This is a genomic window from Streptomyces odontomachi (genome assembly GCF_024435355.1).
GTDB classification, from domain to species: domain Bacteria; phylum Actinomycetota; class Actinomycetes; order Streptomycetales; family Streptomycetaceae; genus Streptomyces; species Streptomyces odontomachi.
This window is the reverse complement of the sequence record NZ_JAMJWG010000025.1, coordinates 19,188-38,454: the sequence shown is the minus strand read 5'-3', so window position 1 is coordinate 38,454 and position 19,267 is coordinate 19,188. Positions and strand designations below refer to the sequence as shown.

The 19,267-nt window shown below is 73.1% G+C and carries 15 protein-coding genes and 1 pseudogene; 10 read left to right on the top strand and 6 right to left on the bottom strand.

Features of this window, described 5'->3' with window-relative positions; genetic code table 11:
• Positions 1 to 630 precede the first annotated feature (630 nt).
• The 7 genes from NQO67_RS36240 (at position 631) to NQO67_RS36210 (ending at position 8,889) form a co-directional block, all read left to right on the top strand.
• Positions 631 to 1,695, top strand: coding sequence for an Lrp/AsnC family transcriptional regulator (locus NQO67_RS36240; protein ID WP_255954706.1), 1,065 nt, complete (start codon positions 631 to 633; stop codon positions 1,693 to 1,695).
• Positions 1,692 to 2,606 (top strand): polysaccharide deacetylase family protein, encoded by a 915-nt coding sequence (locus tag NQO67_RS36235; protein ID WP_255954705.1) that lies wholly within the window; start codon positions 1,692 to 1,694, stop codon positions 2,604 to 2,606. The genes NQO67_RS36240 and NQO67_RS36235 overlap by 4 nt, the downstream gene beginning before the upstream one ends.
• Positions 2,603 to 3,928 carry an MFS transporter gene (locus NQO67_RS36230; RefSeq protein WP_255954704.1) on the top strand — a complete coding sequence of 442 codons (1,326 nt, stop codon included), beginning with the start codon at positions 2,603 to 2,605 and terminating at the stop codon, positions 3,926 to 3,928. Before NQO67_RS36235 ends, NQO67_RS36230 begins: the two co-directional genes overlap by 4 nt.
• A complete protein-coding gene (locus tag NQO67_RS36225; protein WP_255954703.1) occupies positions 3,925 to 4,812 on the top strand; it encodes an SDR family NAD(P)-dependent oxidoreductase in 888 nt (295 codons plus the stop codon). Before NQO67_RS36230 ends, NQO67_RS36225 begins: the two co-directional genes overlap by 4 nt.
• Positions 4,809 to 5,834 (top strand): ketopantoate reductase family protein, encoded by a 1,026-nt coding sequence (locus NQO67_RS36220; RefSeq protein ID WP_255954702.1) that lies wholly within the window; start codon positions 4,809 to 4,811, stop codon positions 5,832 to 5,834. The genes NQO67_RS36225 and NQO67_RS36220 overlap by 4 nt, the downstream gene beginning before the upstream one ends.
• The gene (locus tag NQO67_RS36215; protein ID WP_255954701.1) at positions 5,831 to 7,027 is read left to right on the top strand and encodes a M20 family metallopeptidase; all 1,197 of its coding nucleotides are present in this window, start codon (positions 5,831 to 5,833) and stop codon (positions 7,025 to 7,027) included. Before NQO67_RS36220 ends, NQO67_RS36215 begins: the two co-directional genes overlap by 4 nt.
• A 164-nt stretch (positions 7,028 to 7,191) precedes the next feature.
• Entirely contained in the window at positions 7,192 to 8,889 is a 1,698-nt protein-coding gene (locus tag NQO67_RS36210) for a right-handed parallel beta-helix repeat-containing protein (protein ID WP_255954700.1), read from the top strand.
• A 166-nt stretch (positions 8,890 to 9,055) separates the two neighbouring features.
• Here the strand turns inward: NQO67_RS36210 and NQO67_RS36205 are convergent.
• The 4 genes and pseudogenes from NQO67_RS36205 to NQO67_RS36190 all read right to left on the bottom strand — a co-directional run.
• Positions 9,056 to 9,562: pseudogene (locus tag NQO67_RS36205) on the bottom strand (class I SAM-dependent methyltransferase); the annotation flags it as partial.
• A gap of 38 nt (positions 9,563 to 9,600) precedes the next feature.
• Complete coding sequence (locus NQO67_RS36200) at positions 9,601 to 10,032, bottom strand: TIGR03668 family PPOX class F420-dependent oxidoreductase (protein WP_255954699.1); 432 nt, start codon at positions 10,030 to 10,032, stop codon at positions 9,601 to 9,603.
• Entirely contained in the window at positions 10,032 to 10,856 is an 825-nt protein-coding gene (locus tag NQO67_RS36195; RefSeq protein WP_255954698.1) for an LLM class F420-dependent oxidoreductase, read from the bottom strand. Before NQO67_RS36195 ends, NQO67_RS36200 begins: the two co-directional genes overlap by 1 nt.
• A gap of 163 nt (positions 10,857 to 11,019) precedes the next feature.
• Complete coding sequence (locus NQO67_RS36190) at positions 11,020 to 12,255, bottom strand: ROK family transcriptional regulator (RefSeq protein WP_255954775.1); 1,236 nt, start codon at positions 12,253 to 12,255, stop codon at positions 11,020 to 11,022.
• Between the two features lie 612 nt (positions 12,256 to 12,867).
• Here NQO67_RS36190 and NQO67_RS36185 point away from each other — a divergent pair.
• Together NQO67_RS36185 and NQO67_RS36180 are read left to right on the top strand one after the other, a co-directional pair.
• Positions 12,868 to 14,394 (top strand): APC family permease, encoded by a 1,527-nt coding sequence (locus NQO67_RS36185; protein WP_255954697.1) that lies wholly within the window; start codon positions 12,868 to 12,870, stop codon positions 14,392 to 14,394.
• The gene (locus tag NQO67_RS36180) at positions 14,391 to 15,326 is read left to right on the top strand and encodes an ROK family protein (RefSeq protein ID WP_255954696.1); all 936 of its coding nucleotides are present in this window, start codon (positions 14,391 to 14,393) and stop codon (positions 15,324 to 15,326) included. The genes NQO67_RS36185 and NQO67_RS36180 overlap by 4 nt, the downstream gene beginning before the upstream one ends.
• 153 nt (positions 15,327 to 15,479) lie before the next feature.
• Here NQO67_RS36180 and NQO67_RS36175 read toward each other — a convergent pair whose 3' ends face one another.
• Positions 15,480 to 16,049 carry a hypothetical protein gene (locus tag NQO67_RS36175; protein ID WP_255954695.1) on the bottom strand — a complete coding sequence of 190 codons (570 nt, stop codon included), beginning with the start codon at positions 16,047 to 16,049 and terminating at the stop codon, positions 15,480 to 15,482.
• A gap of 301 nt (positions 16,050 to 16,350) precedes the next feature.
• On the opposite strand from NQO67_RS36175, the gene NQO67_RS36170 reads away from it, so the two are divergent.
• Positions 16,351 to 17,457 (top strand): CapA family protein, encoded by a 1,107-nt coding sequence (locus NQO67_RS36170; RefSeq protein WP_255954694.1) that lies wholly within the window; start codon positions 16,351 to 16,353, stop codon positions 17,455 to 17,457.
• A 77-nt stretch (positions 17,458 to 17,534) separates the two neighbouring features.
• Here the strand turns inward: NQO67_RS36170 and polX are convergent, their stop codons facing one another.
• Positions 17,535 to 19,262, bottom strand: a complete 1,728-nt coding sequence (polX, locus tag NQO67_RS36165) for a DNA polymerase/3'-5' exonuclease PolX (protein ID WP_255954693.1) — start codon at positions 19,260 to 19,262, stop codon at positions 17,535 to 17,537.
• Positions 19,263 to 19,267 lie beyond the last annotated feature (5 nt).

The window sequence follows — 19,267 nt, the reverse complement described above, 5'->3', positions numbered from 1 at the left end:
CGCGCAGTTCCCCGCGCCCCTTTTTTCGGCGCCGCGCGTCGAATGGCCGGCTCGCTGCGGGGCCGCGTGTGCCGTGTGCCGCGGGTGCTTTCATTACCGGGCCTGCGGCCCGGGCCCCGGTCGATGGTGCCCCTTCGGGTGGTGGTGATCTGGCGGTTTCGTCGTGGCTTGTCGCGCAGTTCCCCGCGCCCCTTTTTTCGGCGCCGCGCGTCGAATGGCCGGCTCCCTGCGGGGCGGCGTGTGCCGTGTGCTGCGGGTGCTTTCATTGGCGGGCCTGCGGCCCGGGCCTCGGTCGATGGTGCCCCTTCGGGTGGTGGTGATCTGGCGGTTTCGTCGGGGTTTGTCGCGGAGTTCCCCGCGCCCCTTTTTGCGCGTCGCTCGGCGAACGGTGGCCCCGTCCACCTCGAAGGGGCGCGGGGAACTGCGCGAGCAACCCACGACCGGCCCGCTGCCTGGACATGACACGGAACAGCCCCGTTCGCACCCGTAGGTGCGGGCGGGGCCTCGTGCTTTCTCCGGGGGACCGGTCGACCCTCGGTGCCCGTGAGCGGCAAATCACTTGGCTGTGGTGACGGAAAATGTCATGGATAGACTTGCCATGGTCGTTCTCGGACATCCATGCTGTCTCGCATGCAGACGTCGAACGGGCTGGACCCGCTGGATCGGGCGATCATCGCGGCCTTGCAGCTGAACGGGCGGGCCACCTGGAACGAGGTGGGCCGGCACGTCGGTGCGGAGGCGCGCACGGTGATGCGGCGGGCCGGGCGCCTGGAAGAGGCGGGTCTGCTGCGGGTCATCGGCGTCGTCGACGTGCTGCGGTGCGGGCTCGGCGTACCGGCCCTGGTGCGCTGCCGGTGCCGGCCCGGTACCGCACCGGAGGTGGCCGCGGCGCTGGCCGGGCGCCCGCAGACGCGGTTCGTCGCCGCGGTCGCCGGCAGCACCGACTGCGTCGCCGAGCTGGTCGTGCCCGATTACCAGGATCTGGGGGAGGTGATGGGCGGCGACCTCGGGGAGCTTCCCGTGGTGGAGACCGAGTCCCTGCCCGTCATGCACACCTTCACCTCCGCACACGACTGGGACCCCGGCATCCTCGACGGGACGGCCGTCGAGGAGCTGCGCATCGCGGCCCCCGGGCCGTTCGAGGACCGCTACTGGGAGCAGGCCCCGGAGGAGCTGGACCCGCTCGACCTGCGGATCGTGCGCGCCCTCGGCGAGGTGGGGCGGATGCCGTTCAAGGAGCTGGCCGAGCGCGTCGAGTGCAGCGAGCGGACCGCGGCCCGCCGGGTGGAGTCGATGGTGGAGCGGGGCTGTCTGCGCTTCAGGACGCTGGCCGAGCCCGCGACCCTCGGCTACGGCGTGGAGTTCATGCTCTGGCTGGCCGTGGAGCCCGGCGAGCTGGACCGCGCGGGCACCCTGCTCGCCCGGCACCCCGGCACCAAGTACCTGTCCGCCACCACGGGCCGCTTCAATCTCGTCGGCCAGATCGTGCTGCGCCACTACGGCGAGCTGTACGCGTACACCACCCAGGTCGTCGGCGGCCTGCCCGGTCTGCGGGCGAGCGACGTGACGTTGCAGACCAGGGCACTCAAGCGGGCCTGGACCCCGACGCCCACCGCGGGTTCCGAAGGCCGGCCGTCCGGGCACGGCCCCCTCCCTCCGCCGGCCACGAGGAAAGACAAGGAAGGCGACCGATGACGCACACCGAACCGCACCCCTGGCAGTGGGACGAGGCCGTCTGGCGCGGCCATGTGCAGGCGATCCGCGCCGGGCGGCCGCTGCGCCCGGCGCACTGGCCGGGCGGGGCGCGGGTGGCCGTGGCGCTGTCGTTCGACTCCGATCACGAGACCATCCCGCTGCGCGACGGCGAGACCCGTCCAGGGGCGCTCGCGCAGGGCGAGTACGGCTCCCGGGTCGGGGCGCCGCGCATCCTGCGGACGCTGGAGCGCCACCGGGCGCCGGCCACGTTCTTCATGCCGGCCGTCTCGGCGCTGCTGCACCCCGACGAGGTGCGCGCCTACGCCGCCGCCGGGCACGAGGTGGCCCTGCACGGCTGGATCCACGAGCGGAACATGCTGCTCGACGAGTCCGTCGAGCGGGAGCTGGCACACCGCGCCGCAGAAACGCTTCAGCAGCTGTCCGGGCGTCGCCCGGTCGGCCTGCGCACGCCGTCCTGGGACTTCTCGGACCACACCCTGACGATCTCCCGGGAGCTCGGCCTGCTCTACGACTCGTCGCTGATGGCCGACGACGACCCCTACGAGCTGGTGCAGCAGGGCACGCCCACCGGGATGGTGGAGATCCCCGTCGAGTGGATACGCGACGACGCCCCCTACTTCATGATGGACCGCTACGGCGCCCTGCGGCCCTACACCCCGCCGCGCGGCGTGCTGTCCATCTGGCGGGACGAGTTCGACCAGGCGCTCGCCGAGGGCGGCGTCTTCCAGCTGACGCTGCACCCGCACATCATCGGCCACCGCTCCCGCATGGCCGTGCTCGACGAGCTGCTGCGGCACATCACCGCGCACGACGTCTGGTTCGCCACCCACGAGCACCTGGCCAGGTACGTCCTGGACCACGCCGCCCCGGCGCAGGAAGGGACGACATGACCGCGCACCGCACCGCCCCGAACCCGGCCACCGCGCAACCGTCGGACGCAACCGGCACCCGGCTGGGCCCTGCCCGCCGCCGGGCCATCGTGGCCGGGGCCATCGGCAACGCCGTCGAATGGGTCGACTGGGCCGTCTACACGACCTTCTCGACCCTCTTCGCCGGCCAGTTCTTCCCGTCCCACGACGAGACCACCAGCCTGCTGTCGACCCTGCTGGTCTTCGCGGTCGGCTTCGTGATGCGCCCGATCGGCGGCGCGCTGCTCGGTGCCTACGGCGACCGGCACGGCCGCAAGAAGGGCATGACGCTCACCATCTCGCTGATGGCCGGCGCCTCGTTGCTGATCGCCGTCTGCCCGCCGTACGGGGTCATCGGGGTGGCCGCGCCGGTCGTGCTCGTCGTCGCCCGGCTGGTGCAGGGGTTCTCCGCCGGCGGCGAGTTCGGCACGTCGTCGGCGTTCCTCATCGAGTCGGCAGCGCCGCGCCGCCGCGCCTTCGCCGGCTCCTGGCAGCAGGTGTCGGTCGGTGCCGGAGCGCTCATCGCCTCCCTGATGGGCACCGTGCTGACGGCGCTCCTGGGGGAGCAGGCCCTGGAATCGTGGGGCTGGCGCATCGCCTTCGGCGTCGGCGGGCTGCTCGGCCTGGTCGGGCTCTGGCTGCGGCTCAACGTCCCCGAGACCGACTCCTTCCGGCGCCTCGCCGCGTCGGACGGCACCCGGCGCAACCCGTTGCGCAGCATGCTCGTCGACCATCCGCGTGCCGCCCTGCGCGTCGTCGGCATCACCGTCGCCGGCACCCTCATCTACTACGTGTGGGTCAGCTACATGCCGTCCTACGCGCACATCGAGACCGGAGCGCCACTCAGCCGCGCCCTGCTGGCCAACACCATCGCGCTGGCCGTCTTCCTGGTCCTGCTGCCCTTCGGGGGGCTGCTCTCGGACCGGCTGGGCCGCAAGCCCACGCTGACCGCCTTCGCCGCCGGCTTCCTGGTGCTCGCCTGGCCCCTGCTGCACCTGCTGTCGGCGGGCTTCTGGACGCTGCTGGGCATCGAACTGGTCGGGATGGTGTTCATCGTCGGCTACTCGGCGAACTGCGCGGTGATCATGGCCGAGCAGTTCCCGCCGGAGGTGCGCACCACCGGCATCGGCCTGCCCTACGCGCTCGCTGTCGCCCTGTTCGGCGGCACCGCCCCGTACGTCACCACCTGGCTGAGCACGCACGGCCACCACGACCTGATCTGGGTCTACGTCGCCGCGGCAGCGCTGGTCGGCGTCGTCGTCTACACCACCATGCCCGAGACGAAGGCGAAGGAGCTGACATGAGCGAGCCGGGCCACGTCCTGGTGACCGGTGCGGCGAGCGGGATCGGCGCGGCCGTTGCCGACGCGTTCGCCGCCGCCGGGCAGCGGGTGACCCTGGTCGACCAGCGGGCCGCGGAACTGGCCGCGACGGCGGCCGGCGTGCGGCGGCGGCACGGCGTGGAGGTGCTGGACCTCGTCGCCGACCTGGCCGACCCGCAGGAGGCCGAAGCGGTGGTGGGCCGCGCCGCGGACGCCGCGGGCCCGGTGACCGCGCTGGTCAACGCCGCCGGCATCTACCCGGCGGTCCCGCTGCTGGAGATGACGCACCGGCTGTGGGACCGCGTCATGGACGTCAACGTGCGGGCGGCGCTGCTGACCACCGTCGCCTACGCCCGCGCCCGGGTCGCCGCCGGGCTGCCCGGCGCGGTCGTCAACATCAGTTCCGGGGCCGCGGTGCGCGCCCGGCCCGGCGCCGCGCACTACTGCACGTCCAAGGCCGCGCTGGAGATGCTGACCAGGTCCTGCGCCGTCGAGTTCGGCCAGCACGGCATCCGCGTCAACGCGGTCAGCCCCGGCTTCGTCACCGTGGACTCCACCGCGAACCCGGTCACCGAGGAGTACGCGGCGGCGGTCTCCGCCAACCCCCTGGGCCGCCGTGGACGCCCGGACGACATCGCCGGCGCCGTGCGCTGGCTCACCGGCGACGAGGCCGGCTGGGTCACCGGGACCGTGCTGCGCGTGGACGGCGGCGCCACCGCCGGCACCACGGCGCTACCGCTGCACTGGAGCGGCCTGACCGACGTCCAGCAGGCCTCGCTGCCGTCCGACGTCCAGCAGGCCGCCCCGCCGTCCGACGCCCAGCAGGCCTCGTCGCCCTTCGACACCACCGAGGAGAACCCCCTATGACCAGCCGTCAGTACACCGTCATCGGCGGCGGCGCGATCGGCGGCACCCTCGCCTTCCACCTCGCCGGCGCCGGGCACGACGTGCTGGTCGTCGACGCCGACGAGGCCCATGTCGCCGCCCTGAACGAGCGCGGTCTCACGCTGCGCCGGCCGGACGGCGACCGCACCGTCCCCGTCACCGCGCGCACCCTGGAGGAGGCCGACGGGCCCTGGCGGCGGGTGCTGCTGTGCGTCAAGGCCGGCGCCACCGACACCGCCGCCCGCTGGCTCGCGCCCCGCCTCGCCCCCGACGGGTTCGTCGTCTCGCTCCAGAACGGCCTCAACGAGGAGCGGATCGCCGCACACGTGGGCACGGAGCGCACCGTCGGCGCGTTCGTGAACCTCTTCGCCGACGTGGTCGAGCCCGGCGTGGTGCGGGACGGCGGGGCCGGCGCCCTGGTGGTGGGGGAGACGGACGGCCGGATCACGCCGCGCGTCGAGGAGACGGTGGCGGACCTCCAGGCGTGGGGCCCGGCCCGCGCCACCGGCAACGTGGCCGGCCATCTGTGGGCCAAGCTCGGCTTCGGCGCGATGCTCACCGCGACCGCCCTCGTCGACGCACCGATGGCCGACGTCATCGACGCCCGCCGGCCGCTGATGTACGCCCTGGCCGGTGAGGCCTTCGCCGTCGCCGGTGCCCTGGACCTGACCCTGGAGCCGTTCGACGCCTTCGACCCGGCCGCCTACCTCCCCGCTGCCGACCCCGCGGCGCGGGCCGCAGCCACCGACCGTCTCGTGGCCTGGCTGCGCACCCAGCCCAAGGACCGCAGCGGTATCTGGCGGGACATCGCCGTGCGCAGGCGGCCGGCCGAGGTCCCCCACCACTACCGGCCGGTGCTCGCCCTTGCGGAACGGCACCGGGTCGCCGTCCCCCTGCTGACGGCGCTGCTGGAGCAGCTGGCCGCCGTGGAGTCCGGCGAGCGCGCCATGAGCGAGCACAACCTCACCGACCTGGAGACGGCATGCGGCACGGCGATCCGATGACGACCCCCGACCCGGCCCAGGAAACCCCGGTCACCGCCCTGCACTCCTGGCTCACCGCCCACCACGACGACCTGATCGACGACGTGGCACGCCTGGTGCGCCGGGAGACGCCCAGCGACGACAAGGCCAGCCTGGACCGGGGCCTGGACGATCTGCTCGCGTGGCTGACGTGGCGCCTCGGCACACCGGAGTCGGCTCGCCGGATCGACGGTGGCCCGCACGGCGACACCGTCGTCCACCACTACGCCGGCACCGGGGCCCCCGTGCTGGTGCTCGCCCACTACGACACCGTGTGGCCGCTCGGCACGCTGCACGAGCGGCCGTTCACCGTGGCGGACGGCCGGATGACGGGACCCGGCGTGTTCGACATGAAGGCCGGCCTGGTCCAGGCGGTGTGGGCACTCGGCGCGCTGCGGGCCGCCGGCCTGCCCGCGCCACCCGTGCGCCTGGTGCTGGGCGGCGACGAGGAGATCGGCTCCCCCGCCTCCCGTCCGGTGATCGAGGCCGAGGCCGACGGGGCGTGCGCGGCCCTCGTCTTCGAGGCGGCTGCCGGCGGCGCTGTGAAGACGGCCCGCAAGGGCGTCGGCCTGTTCCAGGTCGAGGTGTGCGGCGTGGAGGCGCATGCCGGGCTCGACCCGGCCGCGGGTGCCAGCGCCGTCGACGAACTGGCGCGGGCCGTCATCGCCCTGCACGCCCTGACCGATCTCTCCGCCGGGACCAGCGTCAACGCGGGCGTGGCGCACGGCGGCACCCGCCCCAACGTCATCGCCGGACGGGCCAGCGCCGAGCTGGACGTCCGGGTGGCCAGCGAGACCGAGGCCCGCCGCGTCGACGCCGCCCTAGCGGCGCTGCGCCCGCACGACCCCCGGGCGTCGGTGACGGTGCACGGCGGCTGGAACCGGCCCGTCATGGAACGCCTCGACGGCACCGCCCGGTTGTACGCGCTGGCCCGTGACGTGGCGGCGCACCTGGGCGTCGACCTCGCCGAGTGCGCGGTCGGCGGCGCCAGCGACGGCAACTTCGCGGCGGCGCTGGGCCTGCCCGTACTCGACGGCCTGGGCGCGGTCGGCGACGGCGCCCACGCCCGGCACGAGTACGCCGAGACGGCGGCGCTGGCGGAGCGGGCGGCGCTCGCGGCCGGGGTGCTGAACGCGCTGGCCACGACGGGCCGGACGGGCACCGGGGCGGCGTGAGAGGCGGGCGCGTACGCGTGGGGCGCTCGAGTCCTGAACCTGCTCCGCCACCGGTCTGGGTCGCATGCGGGCTGTGAAACCTTTCAAACCTCTGGTTGTCTGGGTGTCGGCGGGAGGAGGTCCGAAGGACTTACGGCATATCTCACCAGAAGGTGGACACAACCATGTCCATACCGAACCGGGCACCACGCGCAAGGGCCGTACTCGGTCACGCCGCAGGCCTGCTGGCGGCGCTGGCGCTCACCGCCGGCGCCGCGCTCACCGCCGCCGCCACGCCCGCCGCGGCGGCCACGGGCACCACCTACTACGTCGACTGCTCCGGCGGCGCCGACGCCCGCGCCGGCACCTCGCCGGACACCGCGTGGCAGAGCCTCGCCAAGGTCTCGGCCACCACCTTCCAGCCGGGCGACAGCGTCCTGCTGAAGTCCGGATGCACCTGGACCGGCCAGCTGTGGCCGAAGGGCTCCGGCACCACTGCGGAGCCCATCACGGTCGACTCCTACGGCTCCGGCGCCCAGCCCGCGATCGCCGGAGGCGGCCGGGTCGCGGACGCCGTGAAGCTGTTCAACCAGTCCTCCTGGACGATCCGCGGCATCGACGTGAGCAACATGGCACCGGCGACGGGCACGCCCGGTGCGAACCTGGCCGACCTGCGCGGTATCCATGTCACCGGCGACGACTCCCAGCGGCTCGGCCACGTCCTCGTCGACGGCGTCACCGTGCACGACGTCACCGGCGAGGTGAACTGGATCGGCGGGGACACCGCGGACGACGCCACCGGCGTGCACTTCCAGACCGGCTGGGACCGCTCCAAGAAGACCGGCGGCATCGTCTTCGACACGACCGTCCCCGACCCGGCGAACCCGCCCGCGACGCCCACCACCCTCGACGACATCACCGTGCAGCACTCCACGATCAGCAACACCTCGTTCGCGGGCATCGTGGTCAAGCAGTACACGGGAGACGCCCCGTCGGCGACCGCGACCGGCTGGGGCACCCGCACCTCGGCCTCGGACGCGGCCTTCGCCCCGCACACGAACGTCTCGATCCACGACAACTTCATCAGCCAGGCCGGCACCGACTACGGCTGCAACGGCGTCTACCTCACCGACGTGCGCCACGCCACCGTCGACCACAACGTCGTCCACCACGCCGGCACCTCCGGCATCGAGACCTACTTCGCCGACGACGTCACCATCCAGCACAACGAGGTGTACGGGACGGTGAAGAAGGCCGGCGGCGCCGACTTCAACGGCATCGACGCCGACAAGGCGACCACGGCGGTCACCCTCCAGTACAACTTCGTGCACGACAACGGCGACGGCATCCTCTTCTGCCAGTTCGCCTTCGGCGACGTCACCGCGCGCTACAACATCGTCGCCCGCAGCTCCCGGTACCCCCTGTACCTGCACTCGGACAAGGCCGCGACGGCGCTGATCCACAACAACACCGTCTACAACGACAACGGCGGCACGTCCCTCGTCTACGGCTACGGATCCTCGCTGGCCGCGCACTACACCCTGCGCGACAACGCCCTCTACTCGACCACGGCAGGAGCCGCCCTCACCACCAGCTCCACTATTACTTACGACACCGACTTCTACGGCGGCGCGACCCTGCCGATCCCGTCCGGCGACACCCATGCGGTCAAGGGCGAAGCCCGGTTCGCCGCCCCGTCCGTGTCCGGCCCCTACGGCACCGCCGACACCGGCCCGCAACTGGACACGGCGCTGGGCTGGGCCCCCACGGCCGGTTCGGCACTGATCGACGCCGGCGCGACGGTGACGGACAACGGCGGCGTCGACTACCGGGGCACGAGCCTCTACCACGGCGCACCGGACATCGGCGCCGTGGAGTACTGACCGCACCCCGCTGTGCCGCCCGCCACCCGGCCCACCTCGCCGGCCGGTGGGCGGCCCGGTGTGCTGCCGGGGGTTTCGCCGTCTCAGGCAAGCGGCTTGCGGTAGCGGACGTACTCGTTCTGCCGCCGGTCCTGCCCTGGCGGGCCGTCCGGCATGACCGGACGAGCTACTTCTCGGGCTGGCCGTCCGAGCCGGTGGCCGGCCCTGGTGCCGCCACGACGAAGAACAGGAAGGTGGTCTTGGTGGAAAGGTCGTGGAAGCCGTCGGGGAACAGCTCGCGGGCGGCCGGGTCGGGCTGCGGCTCGCTGATGGCGGTGAGGCGGAAACCGGCGGTGGTGAAGGCGTCGGTCATCGCGTGCAGGGGCTTGCGCCAGAACCTCATCGGGACGGACTGCCCGTTGAACCTCCAGTCGAAGGTGTAGCTGGTGGTCGCGAAGTAGTCGGGCCGCGGCTCCTCGAACGTGTAGGCCACGAACGGGTGATCCACGGACGCGATCAGCCGGCCGCCGGGCCTGAGCACGCGCCGGAACTCGGCCAGCGTCGGCCCCCAGTCCGCCAGGTAGTGCAGCACCAGCGAGGCGACCACGTCGTCGAACGCGCCGTCGGCGAACGGCAGGCGGTCGCGCAGGTCGACCACGTGCAGGGCCACGTCGTCACCGAGCCGGCGCCTTGCGGGGCCGTCGTCCTAGGCCCCTGGTGAGGCGGCCGCGGCTATGACGCCCGCCATCCGGTCCACCGTGTGACCCGGACCTCCACCACCTCGCCGGTCGGTGGGTGCCCGGCGTACTGCTGCGGGTACTTCCGGACGAGCAGCTCCACGTGGTGCGCGGCGGGCGCGGACTCCTCGGCGGGCGGGAGCACCCGGGCCTGGCCGTCCGCGCGTGCCCACCACAGGCGGTCCCAGTCCTCCTCGTAGTCGTCGGCGAGCAGGCAGACGGCCGGGTTGGCACGGATGTTGGCCAGCCGCTTCAGCCGGGTGGAACGCTTGGGCTTGTGGTCGACGGCCATGATCACCAGGTCGCCGGTGACCGCGAAGACCACCGGCACCAGGTGCGGGACGCCCGCCGCGTCGGTGCTGGCGAGGCGGGCGACGCGGGATGCCGCGAACCGTGTCCGTGCCTCGGCCGCGGTCAGTGCGGGCATCAGCCGAAGCGTGCCGCGACCTCGGCGAAACGGTCGAGATGCGTCAGGGCGGCGGGCTCGGGGTCGGAGGGCAGGTAGAACAGCACCCGTTCCACGTTCAGCTGTGCATAGCGCTCGATCACCTCGGGCTTGTCGGGCACCGCGTAGACCGTCACCGGGACCTGGCGGCCGGCCAGGTCCCGCAGGTCCTGGATCATCGGGCCCAGCTCCTCGGGCGGGAGGCTGTTGGCGAGCCAGGCATCGCCGAGTTCGGCGACCCGCGGGAAGGCCCCGCTGCCGCCGCCGACGTAGATCGGCGGGTGCGGCTGCTGCACCGGCTTGGGCCAGGCGTAGACCGGGTCGAAGTCGACGAACTCGCCGTGGAACTGGGCCTGCTCCTTCGTCCACAGCTCCCGCATCGCGCGCAGGCGCTCGGTGACGAGCCGGCCGCGGGTCGCGGGGTCGGTGCCGTGGTTCGCCATCTCCTCGCGGTTCCAGCCGACGCCGACACCGAAGACGGCACGCCCGCCGGAGATCAGGTCGAGCGACGCCACCTCCTTCGCGGTGTGGATCGGGTCGCGCTGGTTGACCAGGGCGATGCCGGTGCCCACCAGCAGCCGCTCGGTGACGGTGGCGATCGCGGACAGCGCCACGAAGGGGTCGAGCGTGCGGTAGTACATGTCGGGCAGTTCACCACCGCCCGGATAGGGCGTCTCGCGGCCGGCCGGGATGTGGCTGTGTTCGGCGATGAACAGCGAGTCGAACCCGCGGTCCTCCAACGCCCGCCCGAGGGGGACCGGCCGGATGCTCTGGTCGGTGATGAAGGTGGAGATCCCGAACTTCATACGGCTCCTTTTGCCACGGCTTCCGTTCCCCGGCGGCGCGACCTGCCGTGATCCATTGTCGATGCCGGGAGACGAGGGCGGGCGTTACGGCACGCCGCGTCCTGCCTGTCGCCGACGGCGACCGCGCATGAGGCGCAGCGGGCGCCTCCAGGGCAAGACGCGCCTACCCGTGGGTGCGGGTGTCGAACACCCGCTCCCGAGCGGCTTCCGCGGCCATCGCCACCGCCCCCAGCAGCACCGCATCGTCCCCGAGCGACGACGACACGACCCGCGGCCGGAGCGGCGTCAGCTCGCGCAGCGCCTCGCGCAGCGGTGCGAGCAGCAGGTCGCCGTTGCGGCCGACGCCACCGCCGAGCACGACCAGCTCCGGATCGAGCACCGCGGCCAGCGCCGCGACCGCGTGGGCGAGGCGGACGGCCTCACGTGCCACGACGCGCCGGGCGGTCGGATCGTCGGCGCGCGCCGCCGCGAACACGTCCTTGGCGGTGCGCGTCGTATCCGCCGGCATCCCCATGGCGTGCGCCAGGCGCACCACGGCGCCGGCCGAGACCGCGTCCTCGAGCGAGCCACGCGGTACCGTGCCGTCCGCCGGCTCGCCGGCCGGCGGCGCCGCCTCGGCCGGCTCGGGCAGCGGGAAGAGCGGCAGGTAGGCGATCTCGCCCGCCGCGCCGCGGCCCCCGGTCAGCAGCTTCCCGTCGGAGACGATGCCGGCGCCGAGGCCGGTGCCGACCCAGAGGTAGGCGAAGAGCCGGGTGCCCTGCCCGGCGCCGCGCGCGTACTCGCCGAGCGCGGCGAGGTTGGCGTCGTTGCGTACGTCCAGGCCGGTGCCGAGTTCGGCGCGGAGCCGTTCGAGGAGCCCGCTGCGGCCCCAGCCGGGCAGGTTGACCGCGTACCGCACCTGGTGCGTGCCCGGGTCGGTCACGCCGGGGCTGCCGACGACGGTGTGCACCACCTGCTGCCAGTCGAGCCCCGCCGCAGCGGCGACCGCGCGGGCCAGCCGGGCCGCGTCCCGCACCATCGCGTCCGCGGTCCGGGCGGTGTTGGGCGCGTCCCGGCGGCCGACGACCGTGCCGTCCAGGTCGGCCGCGGCGACGCGCAGCCAGCGGCGGCCGACGTCCACGCCGATCACGTAACCCGCCCTGGGGTCCGCCTCGTAGAGCACGGCGGCCCGGCCGCGCCCCCGGCCGCGGGCGACCTCCCCGGTGCGGCGCACCAGGCCGGCGCGCTCCAGGCTGGCCAGCGCCGTGGAGACGGTGGGCTTGGACAGGCCGGTGGCGCGGGCCAGTTCGGCGCGCGAGGTGGTGCCGGCGGCGCGCAGGGCGTCCAGCAGGGTGCGTTCGTTGAAGCTGCGCAGGACACCGCGGTGCCACGGTCGTGCGGCCGGCACGGGCGGCCGCACGCCGCCGCCGGACGCCTCGTCCGCCGCCCTGCCGCCGGGGACGGCGCCCCTCGTCCCGGTCGGAGGCGCTTCGCCCCTCGTCCCGGTTGCGGGTAGGCCGTCCGCCGGCCCGGTGACGGATGCGCCGTCCTCGGGCCCGGTGGTCGCCCTGTCGCTCCCGGGTCCGGTGGTCGCCCTGTCGCTCCCGGGCCCGGTGGTCGCCCTGTCGCTCTCGGGTCCGTTGGCGGGCTTGTCGTCCTCGGGCCCGGTGACGGATGCGCCGTCCTCGGGTCCGGTGGTCGCCCTGTCGCTCTCGGGTCCGGTGGCGGGCCCGTCGTCCCCCGGCCCGGTAACGGGCCCGTCGTCCCCGGTCACCCCGCTGCGCATCGTCCCCCTGGCCGCCGTTCCGTGTGGTGCGTGTGGCCTGCGTAGCGGCCGCGCGCGAGGTCCAGGTTACGAGACGGGGAGTGCGGTGGCGGTGTGGGGCGGGTCGGGTCCGCCGGTTTGGGCCGGACTGTTGACCTGATTTTGTTAAGCACCTTAACTTGATGCTGGACGGGAGGACGCTTCCCGTTCTTCCCTTGACGACGATGTCTTGGCGGTGCGCTGCGGCAGCCGGAGGAGGTGGGCTCGATGGCCGGTACGGACGGCAGGGCCGATGGCGGGTCCGGGACGACCGATCCCGGGTTCGTGCGACGGATCGGCCCGTTCCAGGCGAGCGCGATCAACATGAGCCAGATGGTGGGCGTCGGCCCGTTCATCACCATCCCGGCGATGGTGCTGGCCTTCGGCGGCCCGCAGTCGGTCATCGGCTGGGTCGCGGGCGCCGTCCTCGCCCTGACCGACGGGTTGATCTGGGCCGAGCTGGGCGCCGCGATGCCCGGCGCCGGCGGCTCGTACATCTATCTGCGCGAGGCGTTCCAGTACCGCACGGGGCGGCTGATGCCGTTCCTGTTCACCTGGACCGCCATGCTCTTCATCCCGCTGATCATGTCCACGGGCGTCGCCGGCTTCGTCCAGTACCTGACGTATCTGTGGCCGTCCATGAGCAGCGGGCAGGGCGATCTGGTGGGCCTGGCGATGTGCCTGGCGGTCGTGGTGCTGCTGTGGCGGCGGATCGAGTCGATCGGCCGGCTCGCCACCGTGCTGTGGCTGATCATGATCGTCAGCGTGGCGTGCGTGATCATCGCCTCCTTCACCCACTTCCACGCCCATGACGCCTTCACGTACCCGGCGGGCGCCTTCGCGCTCGGCACCTCCAAGTTCTGGCTGGGCTTCGCCGCCGGCCTGACCATCGGCATCTACGACTACCTCGGCTACAACACCACCGCGTACCTGGGCGCCGAGGTCAAGAACCCCGGACGGGTGATACCGCGGTCCATCGTCCTCGCGATCGGCGGCGTGATGGTGATCTACCTGCTGATGCAGATCGGCACGCTCGGGGTGATCAACTGGAAGGACATGATCGACCCGGCCAACCCGGCGTCGCAGTCGGTCGCGGCCGTGGTGCTGGAGAAGGCGTGGGGGAAGACCACGGCGGACGTCATCACCGTGCTGATCCTCATCACCGCCTTCACCTCGGTCCTCGCCGGCCTGCTCGGCGGCTCCCGGGTGCCCTATGACGCGGCGCGCGACAAGGTCTTCTTCCGGCAGTTCGGCCGGCTGCACCGCAAGCACCGCTTCCCGGTGCTGGGCCTGGTCAGCATGGTGGCGATCACCGCGGCGGCATTCCTGATCAGCCGCCATGTGGGCACGTCCGAGAAGACCCCGCCGCTGACCGTGCTCATCACCCTGCTCACCACGACCATGGTCATCGTGCAGTCCTTCGCGCAGGTCGCCGCGGTGACGGTGCTGCGCAGGAGGCAGCCCGGGCTGCACCGCCCCTACCGCATGTGGCTCTATCCGCTGCCGAGCCTCGTCGCGCTGGCCGGCTGGCTCACCGTCTACGTCTTCGCCGACAAGAACAACCCCGGGCTGCACCCCATCGAGTGGTCGCTGGCGTGGGTGGCGCTGGGCGTCGTCGCGTTCCTGGTGTGGGCCCGCGTCGAACACGTCTGGCCGTTCGGACCGAAGGAGATCCGCGAGGACTTCCTGGCCGGCCCTGCCGGCGCGTCCGGGCAGCGGCCCGACACCCCGCAGGCCCCGCAGGAGATCACGTGAACGACCGGCCGACGGACTTCGTGCTCGGCATCGACGTCGGCGGGACCAAGGTCGCCGTCGCCACCGCCGACCTGCGTGGTCGCATCCTGCGGCAGACCAGGATCGGCACCGAGGCCGCACGCGGCGCACGGCAGACCGTGGACCGCGCCCTGCACACCGCCGAGCGGCTGCGTGGCGAGACCGCGGCGGCGACCGGCGGGCGCTGCCTGGGTGTCGGCGCTGCCAGCCCCGGCGTCGTGCACGAGGACCGGGTGCTGCTGGCCCCGAACATCCCCGGCTGGGAGGACCTGTCCCTGCCCGCGCTGCTGCGCGAGGGCCTGGGCATCGATCGGGTGGCCGCCGCCAACGACGTCAAGGCAGGTGGCCTCGCCGAGGCCCGATGGGGTGCGCTCCGCGACGCCGACCCCGGCATCTACCTGAACGTCGGCACCGGCCTCGCGGCGGCCCTGATCGTCGGTGGCCGGGTGCTGGGCGGCGCGCACGACGCGGCCGGTGAGATCGGCTACCTGCTGCGCGGCCCCGCCGACACGGCGGGCGTCGCCTCGGGGCGCGCGCCGCTGGAGGAGTACGTCTCCGGCATCGGGCTGGCCCGCCGCGGCGCCGAGCTGCTCGGGGGCGCGCCGACCGCCGCCGACCTGTTCGCCTCGACCGACGCGCGGGTGCAGGCGCTGGTGAACGAGGCGCTGGACCAGCTCGCGGTGCACGTCGCCAACCTTGCGACCGTGCTGGATCCGCAGCGGATCGCGGTGGGCGGCGGCATGATGGCCTCGGGGCGGCGGGTGCTGGCGGCACTGGAGGCGCGGGTGCGGGAGGCGGTGCCGTTCCCGCCGGAGGTGGTGGCCAGCGTGTTCCCCGACGACTCCGCCGTGCGGGGGGCGTTGGCCGTGATCCTCGACGACGTCGGGGCGGGGGCGGCGGCCCGGACCCGGTAGGCGCGCCCGGCGCGGCGGCGCACCCGAGTGGTGCGTGTGGTGCGTGACACGGGTGACGGCCTGCCGCGCGCCGCCCGCCACGGGTTCCGTGACGGGCGGCGGATGCGGGTGGGGCGTTGCCGCCCGCACCCCTGCCGGCCGTGCTGCGGCGGTTCAGTCGATGGAGAACTGGCCCTCGAAGGTCGCCTCTTTGAAGCCGCCGAAGGGAATGTGGAGGGTGCACTTCCCGGCGCCGCCGAACAGGTCGGTGGTGTAGGAACTGCTGAAGGTGTGGCCGGTGAAGAGGCCGGACGTGATGGTGCCGGAGATGGCCACCAGGGGCCCGACGTTGTGGCTGAACTCCAGCTCGACCGTGCTCTGTACGACGCTGCCGTCCTCGAGGACCCAGGTGATGGTCCCGGTGCCGCTTCCGGTGTCGAAGCCGCCGGCCTCGCAGCTGATCACGACGCCCTTGAAGTCGGCGCTGAGGCTCGCGGCACGGATGCCCACACCGCTGTTGTCGTCGCAGGTGCCGGTCTGCCCGTCGAACATGATGTGCTGGGGGAGCGGGAAGAGCTGGACGCCGGGGCTGAAGCGCATCTGGCCGACCGACTCGCACGAGACGGTGACGCCCGGATCGGCCTCGGCGGTCGCCGGCGCGACCAGGGCGAGCCCGGCCGCGAGACCGGCCACCGAGAAGGCCGTCGCCACACGGCGGGCGAGAGCGTGGACAGCAGTGGTCATGAGGATGCTCCTTCGGGGGAACGGGGGAACGGGGGACCGGCGGCGCCGGTCCGTGACGAGTGATCACGCAAGGCATTGCATAGCGTATGCAAATAATCACGATGTGTGATCAACGACGCGCCGGGTGCACGTTGCATGAAACGCCCTGGTGGCGCCGGTCGCGTGACGCGTCGGACGACGTTTCGAGACGCTCCTCTGCCGGGCGCCAGCGGGCTCCGACACTGCACGGCCGCAAACGGTCGCAACAACCGTGGCGGCCGCACCCGCCCACCACGAGCCACGCCGCCCGTACCGTGGAGGGGTGGACGGTGGCACCGTCACCCTGTTCGTCTGCGGTGACGTCATGCTTGGCCGGGGCGTCGATCAGATCCTGCCGTGCCCGGGCGATCCCGAGCTGCGGGAGATCAGCGTCCGGGACGCGCGGGGCTACGTCGAACTCGCCGAGGCGGCGAACGGGCCGATCCCGCAGCCGGTCGACTTCCGGTGGCCGTGGGGCGAGGCGCTGGCGGCCCTGGACGAGGCGGAGCCCGACGCCCGGGTGGTCAACCTGGAGACTGCCGTCACCGACGACGGCGGCTTCGCACCGGGCAAGGGCGTGCACTACCGCATGAGCCCCGCCAACCTGCCCTGCCTGGCCGCCGTCCGCCCGGACGTCTGCGTGCTGGCCAACAACCACGTCCTCGACTTCGGCCGGCGCGGTCTTGGCGACACGCTCGACGCGCTGGCGGACGCGGGGCTGCGGACGGCCGGTGCGGGGCGGGACGGCGCGGCGGCGCGGCAGCCGGCGGTCGTTCCGCTGGCCGGTGGCGGACGGCTGCTGGTGTTCGCCATCGGGATGATGACCAGCGGAATCCCTGTCGACTGGGCCGCCACGGCGACACGCTCCGGGGTGGACTTCGCGGCCCGGCCGGCGCCGTCCGTCGCCACGGCGCTCGCCGGGTGGCTGCGGGCGGTGAAGCGGCCGGGTGACATCGTGGTCGCCTCGGTCCACTGGGGCGCCAACTGGGACTGGGACGTCTCCGCCACCGACGTCCGCTTCGCCCACGCCCTCGTCGACGCGGGCGTGGACCTCGTGCACGGCCACTCCTCGCACCATCCGCGCCCGCTGGAGGTCTACCGCGACCGGCTCGTGCTGTACGGCTGCGGTGACCTCGTCGACGACTACGAGGGCATCGGCGGCCACGAGGAGTACCGGGACGAGCTGCGGCTGCTGTACCTGGTGTCCGTGCGGCCGGACAGCGGCCGGCTGGCCGGGGCGCGGATGGTGCCGCTGCGGGTGCGGCGGATGCGGTTGGAACGGGCGGGGCGAGCGGACGCGGACTGGTTGCGCGGGGCGCTCGAAGGAGGCGATCTCGGTACGCGGATCGTCCGCGGCGCGGACTGCGCCCTCACGCTTCGGATGCCGTGAGCCGCCCCTGGGTCCTGTCGTCAAACTCCCGTCGTTGCCCGAAGGGCCACCGGGCAGACGGGAGTTTGACGACGGGCCTAGGCCGCCCGGGCCTTCCGCAGGAAGCGCCGCAGCCTCGTCAGGGGCCACGTGTTGATGACGTCGCCCGCGGTGAGCCAGCCGCGTTGTGCCGTGCCCACCCCGTACCGCAGCTGGCCGAGGTGCGGGACGGCGTGCGCGTCGGAGTTCACCGCGAACACCACGCCGAACTCCTTGGCGCGCAGGATGTCCTCGTCCCCGAGGTCGAGCCGCTCCGGCTGGGCGTTGACCTCCAGCGCGGTGCCGGTGCGGGCGCAGGCCGCGAAGACCTCGTCCCAGTCCGCGTCGACACCGGGCCGCTTGCCGATCCGGCGGGTGGTCGGATGGCCGATGATGTTGACCCGCGGATGCTCGCAGGCCCGCACGAGACGCTGGGTCATGGCGCGCCGGCCGAGCCCGAAGTGCGAGTGCAGGGAGGCCACGCAGAGGTCGAAACCGGCGAGGAACTCGTCGGGCCAGTCCACCTCCCCGTCCGGGCCGATGTTCAGCTCCGTGCCGTGCAGCAGCCGCATGCCGCGGTGCGCGCGGTCCAGCGCCCGCACCCGCGCGCGCTGGGCCAGCGCCTTCTCGTCGGTCATGCGCTGCATGTACAGGTCGGGCGCATGATCGGTGACGGCGTAGTAGCGGTAGCCGCGCGCTGCGGCGGCGCTCACCATCTCCTCCAGCGGGGCCAGCCCGTCGGTGAGGTCGGTGTGGGTGTGCAGATCGCCCCTGATGTCCCGCTCGGTCACCACGTCGGGCAGCTCGCCGCGCAGCGCCGCCTCGATCTCGCCGCGGTCCTCGCGCAGCGTCGGGGGGATCCACGGCAGTCCGAGCCGGGCGTACACCTCCTCCTCGGTACGGGACGCCACCGACCGTCCGCTCTCCATCTCGAACAGTCCGTATTCGGAGAGCTTCAGCCCGCTGCGGACGGCGATGGTGCGGGTGCGGATGTTGTGCGCCTTCGAACCGGTGAAGTACTGCAAACCCGCGCCCCACGAGTCCGGCGGCAGCACCCGGAGATCGACCTGGACCCCCTGCACCGTGCGGATCGACGTCTTCTTCCGGCCGTGCGCGATGACCTCGGCGGTGGTCGGCAGCTCGCCGAGCGCGGCCATGAACGGGTCCGACCGCTCCGCGGCGACCAGGACGTCGATGTCGCCGACGGACTCCTTCACACGGCGCAGCGAACCCGCGTACGTGCACTGGACGCAACCGGTCAGCCGGGACAGCTCGGCGACGATCTCCTCGGCCGGGTCCATGGCGATGTGCAGCGGGATACGGCTGCCGGCCTGCGCCATGAGGTCGATGCCGTGCTGGAGGTTCTCCTGGGTCTTCCTGCCGAAGCCCTTCAGGTCGTGCAGCCGGTCGGCCCGGATGGCCTCGGCCAGCTCGGCGACCGACGAGACGTGCAGCTCCTCGTAGAGCGTCAGGGCCTTCTTCGGGCCCAGGGTGGGGATCGTGATCAGCTCGCGTACCCCGGCGGGGATGGCCGCGCGACGCTCCTCGACGACGTCGATCGTGCCGGTCCTCAGATACTCGACCACCTTGTCGGCGATCGACCTGCCGACGCCGGATATCTCCCGTAGCTCCTTGGCGTCGAGGCGGGAGACATCGCCGGGGTGGCCGCCGATCGCACGGGCCGCCTTCTCGTAGGCGCGCGCCTTGAAGGCGTCGCCTCCGGTGATCGCGATGAGGTCGGCGTACTCCTGGAGGACCGCCTCGACCTCGTCATTCGACCGGGCCACGCCCT